The 17,824-nt window shown below is 74.5% G+C and carries 18 protein-coding genes; 5 read left to right on the top strand and 13 right to left on the bottom strand.

The features are described 5' to 3' along the window. Window positions 1–60: 60 nt before the first annotated feature. Window positions 61–957, top strand: coding sequence for a LysR family transcriptional regulator (locus tag AC6JBM_RS31425; protein ID WP_497977642.1), 897 nt, complete (start codon window positions 61–63; stop codon window positions 955–957). A 31-nt stretch (window positions 958–988) separates the two neighbouring features. Here the strand turns inward: AC6JBM_RS31425 and AC6JBM_RS31420 are convergent, their stop codons facing one another. The 3 genes from AC6JBM_RS31420 to AC6JBM_RS31410 form a co-directional block, all read right to left on the bottom strand. Next, window positions 989–2,245, bottom strand: coding sequence for an SGNH/GDSL hydrolase family protein (locus tag AC6JBM_RS31420; RefSeq protein ID WP_497977641.1), 1,257 nt, complete (start codon window positions 2,243–2,245; stop codon window positions 989–991). Between the two features lie 72 nt (window positions 2,246–2,317). Next, the gene (locus AC6JBM_RS31415; RefSeq protein ID WP_497977640.1) at window positions 2,318–3,376 is read right to left on the bottom strand and encodes a coiled-coil domain-containing protein; all 1,059 of its coding nucleotides are present in this window, start codon (window positions 3,374–3,376) and stop codon (window positions 2,318–2,320) included. Window positions 3,377–3,416: 40 nt separating this feature from the next. Then, the gene (locus AC6JBM_RS31410; RefSeq protein ID WP_497977639.1) at window positions 3,417–3,965 is read right to left on the bottom strand and encodes a hypothetical protein; all 549 of its coding nucleotides are present in this window, start codon (window positions 3,963–3,965) and stop codon (window positions 3,417–3,419) included. 103 nt (window positions 3,966–4,068) lie between these two features. Here AC6JBM_RS31410 and AC6JBM_RS31405 point away from each other — a divergent pair, with 103 nt between their 5' ends. Continuing rightward, window positions 4,069–4,287 (top strand): ferredoxin, encoded by a 219-nt coding sequence (locus AC6JBM_RS31405; RefSeq protein ID WP_350608938.1) that lies wholly within the window; start codon window positions 4,069–4,071, stop codon window positions 4,285–4,287. 12 nt (window positions 4,288–4,299) lie between these two features. Here the strand turns inward: AC6JBM_RS31405 and meaB are convergent, their stop codons facing one another. The 7 genes from meaB to AC6JBM_RS31370 all read right to left on the bottom strand — a co-directional run bounded on the left by meaB (window position 4,300) and on the right by AC6JBM_RS31370 (window position 12,189). Continuing rightward, window positions 4,300–5,241 carry a methylmalonyl Co-A mutase-associated GTPase MeaB gene (gene meaB / locus AC6JBM_RS31400; RefSeq protein ID WP_497977638.1) on the bottom strand — a complete coding sequence of 314 codons (942 nt, stop codon included), beginning with the start codon at window positions 5,239–5,241 and terminating at the stop codon, window positions 4,300–4,302. 17 nt (window positions 5,242–5,258) lie between these two features. Continuing rightward, the gene (gene scpA / locus AC6JBM_RS31395; protein WP_497977637.1) at window positions 5,259–7,394 is read right to left on the bottom strand and encodes a methylmalonyl-CoA mutase; all 2,136 of its coding nucleotides are present in this window, start codon (window positions 7,392–7,394) and stop codon (window positions 5,259–5,261) included. Next, complete coding sequence (locus AC6JBM_RS31390; protein ID WP_497977636.1) at window positions 7,391–9,100, bottom strand: methylmalonyl-CoA mutase subunit beta; 1,710 nt, start codon at window positions 9,098–9,100, stop codon at window positions 7,391–7,393. The genes scpA and AC6JBM_RS31390 overlap by 4 nt, the downstream gene beginning before the upstream one ends. Before the next feature lie 77 nt (window positions 9,101–9,177). Beyond that, a complete protein-coding gene (locus tag AC6JBM_RS31385) occupies window positions 9,178–9,780 on the bottom strand; it encodes a hypothetical protein (protein WP_497977635.1) in 603 nt (200 codons plus the stop codon). Continuing rightward, window positions 9,734–11,128 (bottom strand): hypothetical protein, encoded by a 1,395-nt coding sequence (locus tag AC6JBM_RS31380; protein WP_497977634.1) that lies wholly within the window; start codon window positions 11,126–11,128, stop codon window positions 9,734–9,736. The genes AC6JBM_RS31385 and AC6JBM_RS31380 overlap by 47 nt, the downstream gene beginning before the upstream one ends. Further along, on the bottom strand, window positions 11,125–11,517 hold the full coding sequence (locus tag AC6JBM_RS31375) for a hypothetical protein (RefSeq protein WP_497977633.1): 393 nt from the start codon (window positions 11,515–11,517) through the stop codon (window positions 11,125–11,127). The genes AC6JBM_RS31380 and AC6JBM_RS31375 overlap by 4 nt, the downstream gene beginning before the upstream one ends. A gap of 90 nt (window positions 11,518–11,607) precedes the next feature. Beyond that, window positions 11,608–12,189: an ATP-dependent Clp protease proteolytic subunit gene (locus tag AC6JBM_RS31370; protein ID WP_497977632.1), complete on the bottom strand. Its 582-nt coding sequence runs from the start codon at window positions 12,187–12,189 to the stop codon at window positions 11,608–11,610. Window positions 12,190–12,383: 194 nt separating this feature from the next. On the opposite strand from AC6JBM_RS31370, the gene AC6JBM_RS31365 reads away from it, so the two are divergent. Then, the gene (locus AC6JBM_RS31365; protein WP_497977631.1) at window positions 12,384–12,887 is read left to right on the top strand and encodes a chemotaxis protein CheX; all 504 of its coding nucleotides are present in this window, start codon (window positions 12,384–12,386) and stop codon (window positions 12,885–12,887) included. 68 nt (window positions 12,888–12,955) lie between these two features. Here the strand turns inward: AC6JBM_RS31365 and AC6JBM_RS31360 are convergent, their stop codons facing one another. Next, window positions 12,956–13,588, bottom strand: coding sequence for a hypothetical protein (locus tag AC6JBM_RS31360; RefSeq protein ID WP_497977630.1), 633 nt, complete (start codon window positions 13,586–13,588; stop codon window positions 12,956–12,958). Between the two features lie 135 nt (window positions 13,589–13,723). On the opposite strand from AC6JBM_RS31360, the gene AC6JBM_RS31355 reads away from it, so the two are divergent. Further along, entirely contained in the window at window positions 13,724–15,769 is a 2,046-nt protein-coding gene (locus tag AC6JBM_RS31355; protein ID WP_497977629.1) for a sensor histidine kinase, read from the top strand. A gap of 5 nt (window positions 15,770–15,774) precedes the next feature. Further along, a complete protein-coding gene (locus tag AC6JBM_RS31350) occupies window positions 15,775–16,431 on the top strand; it encodes a response regulator (RefSeq protein WP_350608950.1) in 657 nt (218 codons plus the stop codon). Here the strand turns inward: AC6JBM_RS31350 and AC6JBM_RS31345 are convergent. Together AC6JBM_RS31345 and AC6JBM_RS31340 are read right to left on the bottom strand one after the other, a co-directional pair. Continuing rightward, on the bottom strand, window positions 16,428–17,192 hold the full coding sequence (locus AC6JBM_RS31345; protein WP_497977628.1) for a hypothetical protein: 765 nt from the start codon (window positions 17,190–17,192) through the stop codon (window positions 16,428–16,430). The genes AC6JBM_RS31350 and AC6JBM_RS31345 overlap by 4 nt on opposite strands. Continuing rightward, window positions 17,179–17,730 carry an RNA polymerase sigma factor gene (locus AC6JBM_RS31340; protein ID WP_497977627.1) on the bottom strand — a complete coding sequence of 184 codons (552 nt, stop codon included), beginning with the start codon at window positions 17,728–17,730 and terminating at the stop codon, window positions 17,179–17,181. The genes AC6JBM_RS31345 and AC6JBM_RS31340 overlap by 14 nt, the downstream gene beginning before the upstream one ends. Window positions 17,731–17,824 lie beyond the last annotated feature (94 nt).

Genomic DNA, 17,824 nt, shown 5'->3' with positions numbered 1-17,824 from the left:
ATCAAGTGCGGCTAACGTGTGAGCGAGAATCGCTACAGCAGCACTGCAGTTGGGCTTCACATGGATCTTGACCCGCGCCGCCTCGCGGTGCTGGCCGCGATCGCCCGCCGTGGCACCCTGGCCGGCGCCGCGGCCGCCCTGCACGTGACCCCGTCGGCGGTGTCGCAGCAGCTCGCCCAGCTCGAGCACAGCGTCGGGCGCCCCCTCGTCGACCGCTCCGGCCGCCGCGCGGTGCTGACGGCCGCGGGCCGGGTGCTGGCCGGCCGGGCCGAGGCGATCGCCCGCGAGCTGGCCGAGGCCGAGCGCGAGCTGGCCGCGATGTCGGGCCGGGCCGCGGGTCTCGTGCGGGTCGCCGCCTTCGCGACGGTGATCCGGCACCTGCTCGTGCCGGCGATGGCGCTGCTGGCCGAGGACTTCCCGGACGTGGTCTGCGCGATCACCGAGCTGGAGGGCGCCCCGGCCCTGCGCGAGCTGCGGCTGGGCGGCATCGACCTGACCATCACCGAGCGCGACGCGGTCCTGGGCCTGGAGACCCACCGCCGGCTGACCGTGATCCCGCTGTGCGAGGACCAGTACCGCGTGGTCGTGCCGGTGGGCTGGCCGCCCGTGCACTCGTACGCGGACCTGGTCGACCGCCCGTGGGTCGCGGGCTCACCGTCCTCGACGACGGGCCAGATCCTCGACCGGGTCTGCCGCGAGCAGGGCTTCACGCCCCGGCGGGTGCACGAGTGCCTGGACTATCCGACGGTGCTGGCGCTGGTCGCGGCCGGGCACGGGGCGACGATCGCGCCGGACCTGGCCCTGCGCGGGGCGAACCACAACGAGATCACCGTGACCTCGCTGCCGGGCGCGGGCGCGCGCCGGCTGGACGCCCACGTGACGGCGGCGCGAGCCCAGCTCCCGGCGGTGGAGGCGCTGCTGTCGTGCCTGCGGACGGTGGCTCCCGGGCCTCGGTAGTGTCCCGACCGGCCGAGGCCCGGAAGCGTCGCTAGGCGGCGACGATCGTGCCGTCGGGCTGCCTGGTGCAGGTGACCGCCCGCGCGGCCGTCGTCGAGGCGGCGGCCAGGCACTTGGCCAGCACGGCCTGGCCCGCCGCCGTGGGGTGCCACGACTCCTGGCAGGTCTGGAAGTACGAGACGCAGGTGTTGGCGATCCGCTGGATGGCGATCTTGTCCTTGCCCGAGAGGCTGGTCACGAAGGTGCCGCTGGGGCCGTCCTGCAGGCGGATCGGGGTGGCCAGGGCGCCGACCGGGCTCCCGGGCTTCTCGCACAGCCGGGCGCCGTCGAAGGCGTGCTGGACGTCGAGGAACACGAGGTCGTCGTTCGGGCGCTCGGCCGCGAGGGTGTTGCGCACGGTCTGCACCATCGTGCCCAGGCCCTGCGAGAAGAGGTGCCCGGCGGAGAGGCTCGCGCGGTGGATCGGGCAGCCGGCCGCGTACCGCAGGGCGCCGAGGTCGCGGAACTTGTCCCGGTCGTCCTGGCGGCCGTCGGCCTCCCAGTAGGACGGGTCGAGGTCGAACGGCAGCGGGTTGGTGTAGTCCTGGAACACGACCCGGTGCTGGTGGTCGGCGTCGACCTGGTCGAGGGTGGTGAGCAGCTGGCGGACGGCGGCGATCGTCTCGGCGGTGGCCGCGTCGAACTGGGCCTGGGTGGCCAGGTCGCCCGCGGCGCACGGGGCCTGCTCGACGGGGCCGCCGAGGTACGCCCAGAACTCCCACCACCCCGTCCACGCGTCGGCGATGAAGCGGTTGGCGCACTTCTCCGCCACGTCGCCGAAGGTGAACTGGCTGTTGTTGGAGCCGAGCCCGACGAGCACGAGGTCGATGTCGTGCGTCTGGGCGACGGCGCGGAGCTGGTCGAGCTGGGCGGCGACGCTCCGGCCCTTGTCGCGGGCCGAGGACGGCGTGGCGAAGTCGGCGGGGCGCCCGCCGGAGCAGGCGAGGTTGTAGCGGTCCTGAATCCCCGGCAGCGTGGCCTGCAGCAGCGAGGCGTTGGCGGAGCGGTGGCAGAAGAAGGCGTTGCTGTTCGGCGCCGACCAGCCGGGGAAGCCCTGGGCGACCCCGTTGACGTCGACGACGGGCTGGTAGGCGCCCGCCCCCTCGCCGGAGATGAAGCTGTCACCCAGGGCGACGGCGGCGGTGGGCAGGGCGGCCGCGGCAGCGGTGGGCGGGGTGGCGGCGGTCGCGGCGAGGGCTCCGGAGGCGACGACGGTCGCCACGAGCGCGGCACGGAGGAACTTGGACACGGGCGGTCTCCTCGATCCCAGAACGTGAAGAGTTCTCGGATCAGATCACGGGAGCACCACGGAGGTCAATGTCTAATAGATCGACATGTGGACATGGTTCGTGTGGTCGCTGCTCGGGTCGCCCTGGCCGCTGGCGTACGGGTGCCAGCCCGCGGCCGGGGTCCAGATCTGGCGGTACCAGATCACGTACATCACCCCGAGCGCCGACGCGTTGCGCACCAGCCACGTCGCCAGCTCGGTGCCGTACTCCTTCGCCGCGCCCGTCGCCACCCCGCCGAAGCCCTTCGGGTCGGCCGCGAAGTCGCAGGCCCGGCCCTTCGGATGCTCGTAGGGGCCGCTCGGGCGGAAGCACGACACGTAGTGCTCGAAGCCCGCGAGCTTGACCTGCTCCAGCGCGTGCTCGGTGCGCGGGGTCAGGCAGCCCGACGTCGTCGGGTCGTGCAGGCCGCACGTCTCCGGCGGCCACGAGCCGTCGGGGCGGCGCGGGGCCGGCTGGGCGTTGACCAGCGGGGTCTTCACGCTCGTGGTCGTCGCCGGGTCGAGGATCGGCTGGGACTCCCGGTTCAGCGCCTCGGCGAGCGCCTGCTCCACGGCCGCCTTCTGCTGGGCCATCACCGCGAGCTGGTCCTGCTGGCGGCGCACCTCGGTGTCGATGGTCGCCTTGTTCGCCTCGAGGGTGGCCCGCACGCTCGCCAGCTCCTGCAGCTGCGCGGACTGCCGCCGGGCGACGAGCTCGAGCAGGCTCACGCGGTCGGCGAAGACACCGGGGCTGGGGCTGTCCAGCAGGGTCGCCGCGTCGCGCAGGCCGCCGCCGTACTGGTACGCCGCCACGGTCACGGTGCGCGTGGCCTCGACGAGCCGCTGGTAGCGCGGCTCCAGCTCGGCCTGCTCGGCCTGCACGAGCGCCTGGCGCGCCTGGGAGGCGGCGAGCTGGTTCTGCGCGTCGATGTAGGCCTTGTTGGCCACCTCGAGCTGCTCGGAGAGCGCGTCGGAGCCGGTCTCGGCCGCCACCGTAGCCCCGGGGGAGGGCTGCTTGGTCGATGGCTGCGGCTTCGGACTCGCCGACGCGGGGGCCGCCGTCAGGGCCAGCAGGGCGCACACGACGGCCGCGATCCATGGTGATCTGGTCATACCGCTCGTCTGATCGGCAGGGAGCGGGCCGGCTTGAGGGCTACCGCACCGCCGCGTAGAGCCCGGCCGTGGTGCTCGTCCCCGTGGCCCGGACCAGCACCCGCTCCAGGTCGCTGAGGAAGCCGAGCGGGCCGCGCCGGCCGAGGTACCCGTGCGCGGCGCACAGCCGCAGCTCGGCGGTCCGCCCGAGCCGGAGCAGGCACAGGAAGAAGCGCGCCCCCGCCGGGGCCGGATCGCGGGGCACGACCGCGGCCAGCCGTGCGGCCCCGTGCACCCCGGCGGCCCCGGTCGCATCGTGCCGCCGGTCGGCGAACCAGCAGCCGTCCGGGCGGGAGTCCTCGTAGGCGACCTCGGCCCGGCGCAGCAGCGAGCCGAAGGGCTCGTGCCGGTAGCGCGAAGGGGTGCAGTCGAGCCGGAACCCGCCCGCCGGCACGCGCAGGGCGGCCTCGTCCTCGCCCGTGTACGCGGCCAGCTCCAGCGCGACGGCCGCGAGCAGCACCGTGACCGGGTCGGCCCGGTGCCGCGCGCCGAGGCAGTGCACGGCGAGCGCGAGCGCGGGCGACTCGATCAGCCCCGAGTCGAGATCCATGTGGTCCACCGGTGCCGAAACTAGGGCCGCCCGGGCAAGCCGATCAATGCGTTATCGCGGAACTTGCCGGTTTCTTGCGGCACGCGGCGATAGATTGGCAGACATGTGGCAGATCACCATCAGCGACGCCTGCATCGGCTCCGGCAGCTGCGTCGGGGTCGCGCCGGGCCGCTTCGACCTCGACGACGCCGAGGGCCGCTCGCACCCGGTGCACCCCGAGATCGAGCCGGGCGACGAGGCGGTGCTCGACGCGGTCGCGAACTGCCCGATGGAGGCGATCACCGTCGTGGACCTGGAGACCGGCCGGACGGTCGAAGCCTAGAACGGTCGAGGCCTAGGACGGGGCCTCACCGCGGTAGGCGGCCAGGAGCGCCTCGGCCGCCTGGACCGGGGTCAGCGAGCCGTCGAGGACCGCGCGCTCGACGCGGGGCGTCAGCTCGCGCACCGACGGCGACGTGCGCAGGCCGTCGAGCAGGGCGTCGCGGGTCATCGCCCAGACCCAGCCGATCTGCTGGCGCTCCCGCCGCGACCGCAGCTCGCCGCTGGCCTCCAGCCCGTCGTGGTGGCGGCGCAGCCGGTCCCACAACGTGTCCAGGCCGGCCCCGGTCAGGCCGCTGCACGTGAGCACCGACGTGCCGGAGTGCAGCAGCCGCAGGGCGCCGGAGAGCTCGCGGGCCGCGGCGCGGGCGTCCTGCTCGTGCGGGCCGTCGGCCTTGTTCACCGCGATCACGTCCGCCAGCTCCAGCACGCCCTTCTTGATGCCCTGCAGCTGGTCGCCGGTGCGGGCCAGGGCCAGCAGCAGGAACGTGTCGACCATGTCGGCGACCGCCGTCTCGGACTGGCCCACCCCGACGGTCTCGACCAGCACTACGTCGTAGCCCGCGGCCTCCACGACCACCATCGCCTCGCGGGTCGCGCGGGCCACGCCGCCGAGCGTGCCGGAGGTGGGAGAGGGGCGCACGAACGCGGCGGGCTCGTTGGCCAGGCGGTTCATCCGCGTCTTGTCGCCCAGGATGCTGCCGCCGGTGCGGGTCGAGGACGGGTCGATCGCGAGGACGGCGACGCGGTGGCCGGCCTCGATGAGGTACATCCCGAGCGCGTCGATGAACGTGGACTTGCCGACCCCGGGCACGCCGGTGACGCCGATCCGCCGGGCGCCGCCCGCGTGGGGGGCGAGGGCGTGCAGGAGCTCCTGGGCGCGGGCGCGGTGGTCGGCGCGCGTGGACTCGACGAGCGTGATCGCCCGGGCGATCCAGGCGCGCGAGCCGCCCCGCACGCCCTCGACCAGGTCGCTCAGTGCTGCAACCGGGATCGCAGCACCTCCAGCAGGTCCAGGGCCGCGTCGGCGATGACGGTGCCCGGGCCGAAGATCGCGGCCGCCCCGGCCGTGCGCAGCTCGTCGTAGTCCTGCGGCGGGATCACCCCGCCGACCACGATGAGGATGTCGTCGCGGCCCAGCTCGGCGAGCTCGTGGCGCAGGGCCGGTACGAGCGTCAGGTGCCCCGCGGCGAGCGAGTTGACGCCCACGATGTGCACGTCGGCCTCGACCGCCTGCCGGGCCACCTCGGCCGGCGTGGAGAACAGCGGGCCCACGTCGACGTCGAAGCCGAGGTCGGCGAAGGCGGTCGCGACCACCTTCTGGCCGCGGTCGTGCCCGTCCTGGCCCATCTTGGCCACGAGGATGCGCGGCCGGCGGCCCTCGTCGTCGGCGAAGGCGTCGGTGGCGGCGCGGGCGCGCTCCACGTTTCCGGCGCCGGCCGCCTCGTCGCGATACACCCCGGAGATGGTACGGATCTGCGCCGTGTGCCGCCCGAAGACCTTCTCCAGCGCGTCGGAGATCTCCCCGACGCTCGCGTGCGCCCGGGCCGCGGCCACGGACAGCTCGAGCAGGTTCCCGCCGTTGGACGCGCCCTCGGTGAGCGCCCGCAGCGCGTCGTCGCAGGCGGCCTGGTCGCGCTCGGCCCGCAGCCGCTCCAGCCGGGCGATCTGGGCCGCGCGCACCGCCGAGTTGTCGACCTTGAGCACCTCGATCGGCTCGTCGGTGTCGGGCCGGTACTTGTTCACCCCGATCACCGGCTGCCGCCCCGAGTCGATGCGGGCCTGCGTGCGGGCCGCCGCCTCCTCGATACGCAGCTTCGGGATGCCCTCGTCGATCGCCCGGGCCATACCGCCGGCCCGCTCGACCTCCTCGATGTGTGCCCAGGCGCGGGCGGCGAGGTCGTGGGTGAGCCGCTCGACGTACGCGCTGCCGCCCCACGGGTCGATCACCTTCGTGGTGCCCGACTCCTGCTGCAGCAGCAGCTGCGTGTTGCGCGCGATGCGGGCCGAGAAGTCGGTCGGCAGGGCCAGGGCCTCGTCCAGCGCGTTGGTGTGCAGCGACTGGGTGTGGCCCTGGGTCGCGGCCATCGCCTCGACGCAGGTGCGCACCACGTTGTTGAAGACGTCCTGGGCGGTCAGCGACCAGCCCGACGTCTGGCAGTGCGTGCGCAGGCTCAGCGACTTGGGGTTCTTGGCGCCGAACTCGCGCACCAGGCGCGCCCACAGCAGCCGCCCGGCCCGCAGCTTCGCGACCTCCATGAAGAAGTTCATGCCGATCGCCCAGAAGAACGACAGCCGCGGCGCGAACACGTCCACGTCCAGCCCGGCGTCACGGCCGGCCCGCAGGTATTCGACGCCGTCCGCGAGCGTGTAGGCGAGCTCGAGGTCGGCGGTCGCCCCGGCCTCCTGGATGTGGTAGCCGGAGATCGAGATGGAGTTGAACTTCGGCATGTGCTTCGAGGTGTACCCGAAGATGTCGCTGATGATCCGCATCGACGGCGCGGGCGGGTAGATGTAGGTGTTGCGGACCATGAACTCTTTGAGGATGTCGTTCTGGATGGTGCCCGAGAGCTGCTCGGGCTTCACCCCCTGCTCCTCGGCGGCCACGATGTAGAGCGCCAGCACCGGCAGCACCGCGCCGTTCATGGTCATCGACACGCTCATCCGGTCCAGCGGGATGCCCTCGAAGAGGCGGCGCATGTCCAGGATCGAGTCGATGGCGACCCCGGCCATGCCGACGTCGCCGGCGACGCGCGGGTGGTCGGAGTCGTAGCCGCGGTGGGTCGCCAGGTCGAACGCGACCGAGAGGCCCTTCTGCCCGCCGGCCAGGTTGCGCCGGTAGAACGCGTTGGACTCCTCGGCCGTGGAGAAGCCGGCGTACTGCCGCACGGTCCACGGCTGCGTCGTGTACATGGTCGGGTAGGGGCCGCGGACGAAGGGCGCGATGCCTGGCAGGCTCCCGAGGGACTCGACCCCGGCGAGGTCGTCGGGGCCGTAGACGCCCTTGACGTCGATGCCCTCGGGCGTGGCCCAGACCTCGCCGGGCTCACCGCGCCCGGCCGGCTCGACGCGCGGCGTGCCGAGGGCGACCTCGGAGAAGTCGGGGATCACGGTGCCACTCCCAGGTCCTCGTGCGTGCGGCGCAGGACGGCCAGCGCGTCGCAGCCGCTGTACAGATAGGCGTCCACGCCGTCGTAGTCGCCCTTGCCCGCGAGCCAGACCGTCGCGACCCCCTCGGCGCGCAGGCGGGCGGCGGTGGCCGCGGCCTCCTCGGCGTAGGAGCGGTCGGAGCCACAGATGCACGCGACCGGCGCCGCGCTGTCCTCGGTCAGGCGCACGCCCCCGGCCGCGAACAGGTTGGCGGCGAAGGCGACGCGGGCGGAGTGCGCGGCCACCGGGCCGAGCGCGACCAGGCGCACCGTGGGGGGCTCGGCCGCGGCGTCGGCGGCGTCGCGGAGCGCCTCGAAGCCGTGGGCGTACGACATCCGCGGCAGGCCGCCGCCCGGCGGCAACGGTGCCGGGGGTCTGACCGGCCGCCGCTCGTCCAGGTCCGGGAACTCCGACACGCCCGTGATCGGCTGCCGGCGGTGGGCCAGGTCGGCCTCGCGCCGCTGCCGGACCGCGCCGACGCGCTCCTCGACCAGCCCCGAGCGCAGGGCCGCGGCCATCCCGCCGGCGCGCTCGACCTCGGTGAAGACGTCCCAGGCGGCGTGCGCGAGGGCGTCGGTGCGCGACTCGACGTACCAGGACCCGCCGGCCGGATCGAGCACCCGGGCGATCCCGGACTCCTCGATGAGCAGGGACTGGGTGTTGCGCGCGATGCGCCGCGAGAAGGCGTCGGGCAGGCCGAGCCGCGCGTCGAACGGCTGCACGGTGACCGCGTCCGCGCCGCCGGCCCCGGCGCCGAAGCACGCCACGGTGGTGCGCAGCAGGTTGGTCCAGGGGTCGCGGGCGGTCATCATCGCGTCGCTGGTCACCGCGTGCTGCCGCTGGGCGCCGAGGTGCGGCACGTCGCAGACCTGCGCGACCCGCGCCCAGATGCGCCGCGCGGCGCGCAGCTTGGCGATCGTGGCGAACTGGTCGGCGGTCGCGGCGAAGCGGAACTCCAGCTGCTTGAGGGCCATGCCCGCGGAGAGCCCGGCGCCGACGAGCTCGCGCAGGTACGCGACCCCGGTCGCCGTGGCGTAGCCGATCTCCTGGGCGTCGCTCGCGCCGGCGTCGTGGTAGACGGTCGCGTCCACGGTCGCGACGGGGACCGGGGAGGCCTTCAATGCCGACAAAATGCCCATATCGGGCGCTGACCCGGTCCGCGCGGCCAGGCCGAGCGGATCGGCGCCCAGGTTGCCCGACTTGTCCGCTCCGGGCAGGGCCAGGAACGCGCGCGCGGCCTCGTGGGTCAGCGGCCCGTGGTCCAGCACGACCGCGGCCAGATCGAGCAGCACCCCGTCGAGCGCCTCGGCGAGGTCGCCCGGGGCGATCCCGGCCAGCCACAGCGACGTGGCCCCGTTCTCGAGGTCGGCCAGCACCGCCGCCCGGGTCACCTTCGGGTCAGGATCGGCGTGGCGCTGCCGCACGTCCCACGGCCGCGGCGCCGCGCTCGCGCCCCGCACGAACGGCACGTGCCCCGGCTGACCGGCCGGCGGCGCGGGGTCGGCCGCCGTGTACAGCGGCGCGATCCGCAGTCCGTCGTAGGTCTCGGTCGCCAGCAGATCCGCCACCGCCTCCGGCGGCGTGTCCTCGCCGGCCAGCCCGGACTTGCGCAGCACGCCCAGTGCGAGCCGCTGCCAGTCCAGAAGTTCCTCGGTGGGCGTGCTCATGGTGGACACGTTAAGGCCGCGTGCGCGCCGGTGGGCACCCCTGTGACAACCTCCACCCACTCCACACTGCCACCGGCTCAGCCCCTACGCAGGATCTGCAGGCCGAGCACGATGCCGAACGGGGAGTCGGTCACCGCCGTCACCGCGCGGTGGCCCCCGGTCCGGGCGGTGAGCAGGAGCTGGGACACGAGGACGTGCTCGGCGACGCACTCCATGTCGACGAAGGCCTCGTCGTCGCCGATCCGCAACAGCGCCCAGACCTGCCCGTCGCCGAGGCAGATGGCCTGGAGGCGGTACTCCCCGGCCGGCAGGGTGCGATCGTCGTCGAGCCGCAGGAGGTTGTCGCGCCGCCCGCTCATGAGCCGCTCGGGCGTCGTCTCGACCGCGTCGGACTCGGGCTTGTTGTACTCCTTCACCCGGCGCAGCATCGTGCCGACCTGCTCGCCGGAGAGCCCGGCGGGCACGGGGTCGGTGGTGGCCGGGGCCAGTGGCGCGGCCGGCGCGGCGACGATCGTGCGGGTCGCGGGGCGGGCGGTCGCGAGCGCGTAGCCGAACGCGACGCCGACCGCGAGCACCACGGCGATCGTCAGCGCCCCTTGACCACCACCGGCACCACGGCCACCACCGACGCGCTCAGGCCGCTCCGGCACCGGCCGCGCGCCGGTCACCTCGATCTCCACGCTCACCCTCCGGCGCCGGCGGGTCCGGCTGGGCCGGGATCGTCGGGCTCGCGGGAGCGGGCGCGAGGCCCACGACGAGCCACGTCGCGGCACTGACCCCGGCCAGCATCGCCATCACGATCGTAACCCGGTCGACGGAGGTGGACAGGTGCCAGCCGATGGGATACGGCGAAATGAGATAAATAAACGTGATCGCGGCCCAGTAGCCGCCGAAGACCACCCACAGCCATCCGTCGCCGGCCAGCCCGAGCGCGTGGCGGCGCCCGCGCAGGAAGAAGGTGCCGAGCGCCGCGGCGAGCAGGGCGGCCCCCACGACGTAGCCGACCTGGTCGTTCAGCGCCGCCTGAATCTCCGGCAGCCGGCTCCAGGCCGCGTGGTCGCCGTGCAGCAGCTGCCCGAAGCGGCCCTCGGCCATGAGATCGTTCTTCGCGCCGAACGTGCGCGCCGTCGCCGACCAGACCGCGGCGATCCCGACCGGCAGCCAGCACCACGCGGCGCGGCGCGGATCGCGGCGCAGCCGGACCGTCGCCACCACCGCGACGACCCCGGCGAGCGGCAGCCCCTCGTTCTTCGTCAGCACCGCGGCCGAGACGAGGAACAGCGCGAGCGGCGTGACCCGCACCGGATCGGCCGCGCCCAGCAGCAGCACCGCCCCGGCGACGAACGCGGCCGCGTACATCGTGTCGCTGTAGCCCTCGGCCGGCGCGGTGTACTCCGGCAGCCAGGCCGCGCACGCGGCGGCCAGCGCGGCCGGGACCGACAGCCAGGCCGGGGCGCTCGCGGTCGCCCGGCGCACCGCGTACGCCACCAGCACCACGGCCGACCAGGTGATCGCGACATTGACCGCGATGGCCGGGCGGAACGTGAGGGAGTCCAGCAGCCGCCACGCCACCGCGACCGGGGCCGAGGCGATGGGCGGGTAGTCGGTGTGGGTGATCGCGATCGTCTCGTTGCCGATCGCGGCGCGGGCGAAGTCGCCGCCCTGCGCGAAGTATCCGGCGTGCTGCCACCAGATCGCGTGCGCGTCCCAGCCGACCGGGCTCTGGAACATCATCAGGAAGGGCGCCAGCATCGGTACGCCCAGCAGCCCCGCCTCCCGCCAGGAGCCCCCCGGCACCGGCGCGGCGCCGCGCGCGAACCACGCCACGGCGACGGTGGCCAGGAACACCGCCCCGAACCAGGGCAGCAGCGGCCCGCGCAGCCACAGCATGAGCACCACGGCGACGGTCGACACCGCGGCGGCGGCGAGCGGGGAGAGCACGACGGCCAGCGGCACCGAGCGGGTCAGCGCCCACGCCAGCGGCAGCCCGGCCACGGCCAGCGCGAAGACGGCGACGATACTGGTCATCGGGCGGCCGCCGTGAGCTCGAGCCCGACCCCGTCCGGGAGCCTGGGATCGACGCGGCGGCGCAGCACGACGTCGGCCCGCTCGCGGGCGCTCACCGTGGTCACGCCGTGCATGGCGGCCAGCTCCTGCAGCCGGAACCACCAGATGCCGTCGGGCTCGTCGATGTAGACCAGCGCGCCCGCGGGGACCTCGCGCCCCATCTGCTCGCCGAGGTGCTCCATGGCCGTCAGGAGCCTGCGCTCGGGCTGCCCGGCGGCGCCCCGGTAGCGGGCCGCGAGATAGGCCCCGGCGTGCGCGGCGTGCGCCGCGTTGATCACCGCGGGAACCAGCGCCGCGACCGCGACCAGCGCGACGACGAGCCGTGTCGCGACGAGCCGTCCGTCCCTCATCCCATCCCCCGGTGATCCGTGTGGCGGGGACTATACGTGGCGCGGTGGGTACCTCGCGCCCCGCAGCGGGGTGGTTCTGCCCGGGGCCGTTCAGCGTCTGACGATGCCGCCGATCAGTCCGTAGTCGATCGCCTCCGCGGCGGTGAGCACCCGGCCGGACTGCAGGTCGTCCTCGACCCGGGAGCGGGCCTGGCCCGTGGCGCCCGCGATGCGCAGGATCAGGTCCTCCAGGTCGCGCAGGTAGCGCCCGGCCTCGGCCACCACCTGGTCGGCCGTGCCGCCGGGGGAGGAGACCTTCGGCTCGGCGAGCCGGAACCGCGCGTGCGCGAACGCGGAGCGCTCGGCCGCGGCGCAGAACACCCCGAGCGCCGCCCCGCTCACCTCGCCGACGGCGGTGGCGTGCACCGGGGCGTCGATCGAGTCGATGGCGTCCACGAGCGTCCAGACCGCCGCGAGGTGGCCCTGCTCGGCACTGAGGTGCAGGCTGATCGGCTCGGCCCCGGCGGCGTCGAGCGCGAGCAGCGTCGCCGCCGCCCGGGCGGCCATCTCGGGCTCGATCGGCCCGCGCAGGAACACCATGCGCCGGGCGAACAGCTGCTCGTCGAGCCAGGGCGCGTGCTGGGCCGGCGCCGGCGTCGGCTCCTCGTCCCGCCGTTCGTAGTAAGGGCGCATGTGCCGAACATAGGCGAGAACCGGTGATCCGGCCGCCTGCCGTTCCCGGTTTCCGCTCCGGGCTGAAACCCCCGCGGTGCCCCGGTCCGGCCCGCGCAAATGTGGCAAACCGGTCGCGTTGAAACCCTAGGCTGGCACCATGCGGTGAGGAGGCACCGGCAGGCGGTGCCGTGTCGCAACCGTCGGGAGCCGCCATGGCGGACGTTTCCACCGCAGAGTCCGGACTGGTGGACCAGGACCTCGCCGAGATCGTGCACGAGGTCTGGGGCGCCTACCTCCAGCAGCCCGACGCCACCGCGGTCGACGCCCCGCCCGTGCAGGACGCCAAGGCGATCACCGCCGCCGTGTCGATCACCGGCGCCTGGGAGGGTCACGTCCGCGTGCTCGTCCCGCCGAGCGCGGCCGGCGACATCACCGCGATCATGCTGGCCATGGACGCCGCCGAGATCACCGACCGCGACGTGACGGACGCGATGGGCGAGCTCATCAACGTCGTGGGCGGCAACATCAAGAACCGCGGCGCCCAGCCCGCCAAGCTGGGCCTGCCGGTCGTGGCGACGGGCCGGATGCTGTTCCCGGCCACGCGCGAGACCCACCGCCTGGCGATCGGCTGGCCGGCCGGCGACCCGATCGTGTTCAGCGTGCTGCACGTCAACCCGGACCGCGCGGTCCTGCCCGTGGCGGCCAAGAAGGCCTGACGTCCCCGCGTGGGTCCGGCGGCCGGAGCCGCCGGACGATGCGGGTCAGCAGGGGCCGGCCCAGCGGGTCATGCGCGGGCCCCCGTCAGCTCCGGGCGGGCGGCCAGGATCAGCCCCAGCGCCGCGTAGCCCACCAGCAGGTGCGTCCCGCCCACGTAGTCGGCGGCCGGTGAGCCCAGGATGGCGAACGTCGGCACCGTCACCACGGCCCAGCTCTCGGCGACCGTCGGCCAGACCCGGGCCGCGCCGCGCCAGCGGGCGGTGAAGAGGATCTTCAGGCCGATCACGAACATGCCCAGCATCGACAGCGGCCAGAACACGTCCATCGGCACCAGCCAGACGGCGTCGCGCAGGGCCGGGATCGCGTGCAGGAAGCTCCACACGGTCGCGACGGCGAGCAGGACATGCTCCACGTACAGCATGCCGCGCGCCGCCTTCGAGGTGCCCGTGGCCGCGGTGCGCAGCTGGATCGCCAGCAGGGCGAAGAGGCCCAGCTGGAAGGCGCCGCCGCCCAGGTCGGTGACGGTCAGGCCGAGCGAGTCGGTCGGGTTGGTGCCGACCGTGAAGATGGTGGCCGCCCAGGTCAGGGTGCCGGCGGCCAGGGCCAGGGCCAGCGCCCGGGTCGGGCCGGTCGAGATGCGGGCGGTGACGGTGGGCGCAAGGTCGGTACGAGCGGGAATCGGCTCAGTTCGAATGGTCATGCCGGGAACTCTGCGGCGCCGGCCGACCCGGGCGGCAGGGTCCGGCGACCCCGGCACCGTCCCCCGTCGTGTCCCGCACCGGACGGGACTGCGGTCCTAGGGCCTTCGGGACACCTCGGATGGCACCATGACCGGGTGTCCAAGCCCCGCGTGCCCACCCTGGTCGGCGGCGTGCTCGTGTGCCTCACGCTCGCCGCGACCGTGGCCTCCGTCGTGCTCGAGGCGCGGATCGGGGCGCGGCAGCGCGCGGACGACGGGCTCGAGGCCGGCTGGATCTCGGGGCTGGCCGGGCTCGCCCTCGCGGTGCCGGGCGGGCTGCTCGTGCACCGGGTACCGCGCAACGCGGTCGCGTGGATCCTGTGCGCGAGCGGGCTGCACTGGGCGCTCGACGGGGCCGCGGTCGCCTACGTCGCCCACGCGGTCACGCACAGCCCGGTGCCGGACGGGACGGCGTTCGCCTACTGGGTGTACCAGCGCGTCGGCGCCGGCCTGCTGTTCTCCCTGCCGCTGCTGCTCGTCTTCTACCCCGACGGGCACCTGCCCCGCGGCCGGTGGCGCTGGGCCGTGCTGGGCAGCCTGGGCGCGACGGCGATCCTGCCCACGACGCTGCTGTTCGTGCCCGCGCGCATCGCCGACGCGATGAACGACGGCCCCGCGCCCGCCGCCGCGCGCGACCTGTCGATCGACCTGCTCGCCCTGCCGCTGCCCGACGCCGCCTGGCAGGTGCTGCTGCGGGTCGGCTACGCCGCGCTGCCCCTGAGCCTGCTGGTCCCCTTCGCCGTGGTCTTCCGCCGGTACCGTGCGGCGACCGGACTGCAGCGCACCCGCATGCGGTGGCTGGTGTGGGCCGGCGTGGTGGACGTGCTCGTCATGCTCTCCGCGCTCGTGCTGCCCCAGTCGGTGCTCGGCGCCGGGCTGTTCGTGGCGATCGCGATCACCGGCGGGGCCATCGCGATCGGCGTGCTGCGCCCGCAGCTGCTCGACATCGACCGGCTGCTCGGCGGCACCGTGCTCTACGGTGCCCTGGCCGCCATCGTGGTGCTCGTCGACGCGGCGATCCTCGCGCTCGTCACCACCCTGCTCGGCGACCGGGGCGCGGCGCTGGTGGGCCTGCTCGTGGTGCTGCTCGTGTACGGCCCGCTGCGCAACCGCCTCTGGGTGCTGGTCCAGCGCGTGGTGCTGGGGCAGCGGCACGACCCGTACCGCATCATCTCCGGCCTCGCCGAACAGCTCGAGCGCTCCGACAGCCCCGAGCACCAGCTGCTCGCCGTCGTGCGCAGCGTCGCCGAGGCGTTCCGCTCGCCCTACGTCGCCGTCGAGGTCCACCGCACCGGCGGGCAGGCGCTGCTGGCCGAGCACGGCACGGCGCCCGCGGACGTGCAGACGATGCCGATCACGTACCGCGACGAGACCGTCGGCCGCCTCATCCTCGCCGCCGGCGGCTACCGGGCCGCGCTCTCCCCTCGCGACGAGCGCCTGCTCGCCGACGTGGTCCGCCAGGCGGCGGCCGCGGCCCGTTCCAGCTACCTCGCGGCCGAGCTGCAGGTGAGCCGCGAGCGGCTGGTCGGCGCGCGGGAGGAGGAGCGCCGCCGGGTCCGCCGCGACCTGCACGACGGCCTCGGACCCGCGCTCGGGGGCGTCGCGCTGCGCATCGACACCGCCCGGAACCTGCTGTCGCGGGCGCCCGAGCGGGCCGACGAGATCCTGCGGCAGGCCCGCGACGACGTCTCCGCCGCGCTCGCCGACGTGCGGCGGCTGGTGCACGACCTGCGCCCGCCCGCGCTGGACGACGTCGGCCTGGCCGGCGCGGTCGGGCAGCTCGCCGAGCGCCTCCGCGCGCCCGGCCTGACCACGCGGGTCTCGGCCTCGCTCCCGGCGGACCTGCCGGCGGCGGTCGAGGTGGCGGCGTACCGCATCGCCTCCGAGGCCCTGACCAACGTCACCAAGCACGCGAACGCCGCGACCTGCACGGTCGCGCTGACCGCCGGCGACGGCGCGCTCACGGTCGAGGTTCGCGACGACGGCACCGGGATCGCGCCCGGCACCCCGAGCGGCGTCGGCCTCGTCTCCCTGCGCGAGCGGGCGGCCGAGCTCGGCGGCCGCTGCGAGATCGAGTGCCCTGCGGACGGCGGCACGCTCGTGCGCGCCCACCTGCCCCTGCCCGCCCCGGCACTAGGGTGACCGCCATGACCAACGACCGCGCGATCCGGGTCCTCGTCGCCGACGACCACCCGATCTTCCGCGACGGGCTTGCCGTCCTGCTCGGCTCGGTCGACGGCCTCGAGGTCGTCGGCACGGCGGCCACCGGGCTCGAGGCGGTCGAGCTGGCCGTGGCGCGGCGGCCGGACGTCGTCGTCATGGACGTACAGATGCCGGATCTCAACGGCATCGAGGCCACCCGGCGGCTCGCGGCCGAGGCCCCCGAGTCCGGCGTCGTGGTGCTCACCATGTCCGAGGACGACGGCACGGTCTTCGCGGCCGTGCGCGCCGGCGCCCGCGGCTATCTCGTGAAGGGGGCCGAGCAGGAGGAGATCGTGCGCGCGATCACCACGGTCGCGGCCGGCGGCGCGGTCTTCGGCGCCACCCTCGCCAGGCGCATCGCCGAGTTCTTCGCCGCCGGCCCCCCGTCCGCGAGCACGGCCTTCCCGGAGCTGACCGCCCGCGAGCGCGAGATCCTCGAGCTGCTCGCGGCCGGGCGCTCCAACGCGCAGATCGCCCAGGTGCTGTTCCTGTCCCAGAAGACCGTGCGCAACAACGTGTCCAACGTCTTCGCCAAGCTGCGGGTCGCCGACCGGGCCGAGGCCATCGTCCGCGCCCGCGAGGCCGGGCTGGGCCTTTCCTAGGGCACGACCGGGCCCGAGATCATCATGGCGTGCTGGAGCACCGGCGAGGCGTCCTGGCCCGGCGTCGGGTGAACGTCGGCCGGCAGGTAGTACAGCTCGTAGGCGTGGTGCTCCTGCAGCGTCGTGATGCTCGGCACCGTGAACGTGAACGGCGGCGAGATCGTGGTCCCGGTCGTGACCGTCGGCCACACCGTGCCGGAGCCCGGGAAGAGCAGCCCGTTGGAGTGGTCGTCGAGCAGCCAGATCCGCTTCGGGTCCAGCGGCGGGCAGGTGCCGACCGCGTCGGTGGCCGTGAACTGGCCGTTTTCGAACTTCAGGTGCATGCCGACCGCGCACTGACTCGGCAGCAGGCTGCTCGGGCCGCCCGGAATCTCCCCGCCGCCGATCGACGGCGTCGGCCCGCCCGAGGGCCACGTGTCCGTCGGCAGGCTGCCGGTCGTCCACTGGCTGGGGTGGCCGCCGCCGAGGCTGGGGCCACCGACGCCGACCTGCGAGGCGTCCTGGAACCCGCCGCCGAGGCGCCCCGTGGCCACCCCGATGACCAGCACCAGGCCGACCACCCCCGCGAAGACGCCCGCCAGGGCGACCCGGCGCCGGCGCCGCACGTTCACCGTGTGCCGGCGCTCGATGACCTTCTCCGGCTCGTCGACCGGCGGCCGCCCGGCCCGCCGCACCACTTCGGCGAGGCCCGCCTCGGCGTCGAAGGGCTCGCCGGCGTACGCGCGGCGCACGAGCTCCCGGGTCACGTCATGCTCGGCCATGCTCACTCGCCTCCATGATCTGCTGGAATCGGCGCACGTACGGCTGCAGCACCTTGCGCAGCTCCGCCACGTGCGTGCGCACGGTCGACTCGCTCATCTCGAGCACGCTCGCGATCTGCGCGTAGCCGTCGTCGTGCAGGAAGTAGAGCAGCGCCACCTGGCGCCGCCGGGGCGGCAACGAGTCGATGAGCCGCCGCACCGCCCCCTCGAGGCCGAGGCTGTCCTCGACCCGGCCGAGGCCGTCGTCGTCCGCGGAGGGCTCGGTCCACGGCCGGTCCTCCAGGCCGATGTACCGCGACTCCGCCTCCGCCCGCCGCCGCGCATAGTTCTTCGCGGTCGTCAGCACGTACGCGCGGCGCTGGGGCGGCCCCAGCTCGCGCAGCCGGTCCCAGCGCTCGAGCATCCGGGCGAAGCCCTCCGCGGCCGCCTCCGCACCGAGCTCGCGTCCGGCGAACGCGCACAGGACGTGCTGCACCCGCGCCGCCTCGGTCCGGTAGAACTCCGCGAAGTCCGCCGGTGCCGTACCAATCTCGTGCATCACGTCTATAGAGAGCCGAACGACCCGGATTCCGTCCAGTGGCCACACGGTACGCCTCAAGAGTGACCGATCGAGCGACCGCCGTCACCCTCCC

This window comes from Dactylosporangium thailandense (assembly GCF_059739745.1).
Note: the sequence above shows the minus strand (reverse complement) of the source record. Positions and strands in the feature narration are given on the sequence as shown.

Excerpts from the sequence above, each read along its gene's own strand:
- AC6JBM_RS31380 (WP_497977634.1), bottom strand. The coding sequence starts at position 11,128 with ATGACCAGTATCGTCGCCGTCTTCGCGCTGGCCGTGGCCGGGCTGCCG.
- AC6JBM_RS31425 (WP_497977642.1), top strand. The coding sequence starts at position 61 with ATGGATCTTGACCCGCGCCGCCTCGCGGTGCTGGCCGCGATCGCCCGC.
- AC6JBM_RS31405 (WP_350608938.1), top strand. The coding sequence starts at position 4,069 with ATGTGGCAGATCACCATCAGCGACGCCTGCATCGGCTCCGGCAGCTGC.
- AC6JBM_RS31340 (WP_497977627.1), bottom strand. The coding sequence starts at position 17,730 with ATGCACGAGATTGGTACGGCACCGGCGGACTTCGCGGAGTTCTACCGG.
- AC6JBM_RS31345 (WP_497977628.1), bottom strand. The coding sequence starts at position 17,192 with ATGGCCGAGCATGACGTGACCCGGGAGCTCGTGCGCCGCGCGTACGCC.
- AC6JBM_RS31415 (WP_497977640.1), bottom strand. The coding sequence starts at position 3,376 with ATGACCAGATCACCATGGATCGCGGCCGTCGTGTGCGCCCTGCTGGCC.
- AC6JBM_RS31365 (WP_497977631.1), top strand. The coding sequence starts at position 12,384 with ATGGCGGACGTTTCCACCGCAGAGTCCGGACTGGTGGACCAGGACCTC.
- AC6JBM_RS31360 (WP_497977630.1), bottom strand. The coding sequence starts at position 13,588 with ATGACCATTCGAACTGAGCCGATTCCCGCTCGTACCGACCTTGCGCCC.
- AC6JBM_RS31350 (WP_350608950.1), top strand. The coding sequence starts at position 15,775 with ATGACCAACGACCGCGCGATCCGGGTCCTCGTCGCCGACGACCACCCG.
- AC6JBM_RS31375 (WP_497977633.1), bottom strand. The coding sequence starts at position 11,517 with ATGAGGGACGGACGGCTCGTCGCGACACGGCTCGTCGTCGCGCTGGTC.
- AC6JBM_RS31390 (WP_497977636.1), bottom strand. The coding sequence starts at position 9,100 with ATGAGCACGCCCACCGAGGAACTTCTGGACTGGCAGCGGCTCGCACTG.
- AC6JBM_RS31410 (WP_497977639.1), bottom strand. The coding sequence starts at position 3,965 with ATGGATCTCGACTCGGGGCTGATCGAGTCGCCCGCGCTCGCGCTCGCC.
- AC6JBM_RS31370 (WP_497977632.1), bottom strand. The coding sequence starts at position 12,189 with ATGCGCCCTTACTACGAACGGCGGGACGAGGAGCCGACGCCGGCGCCG.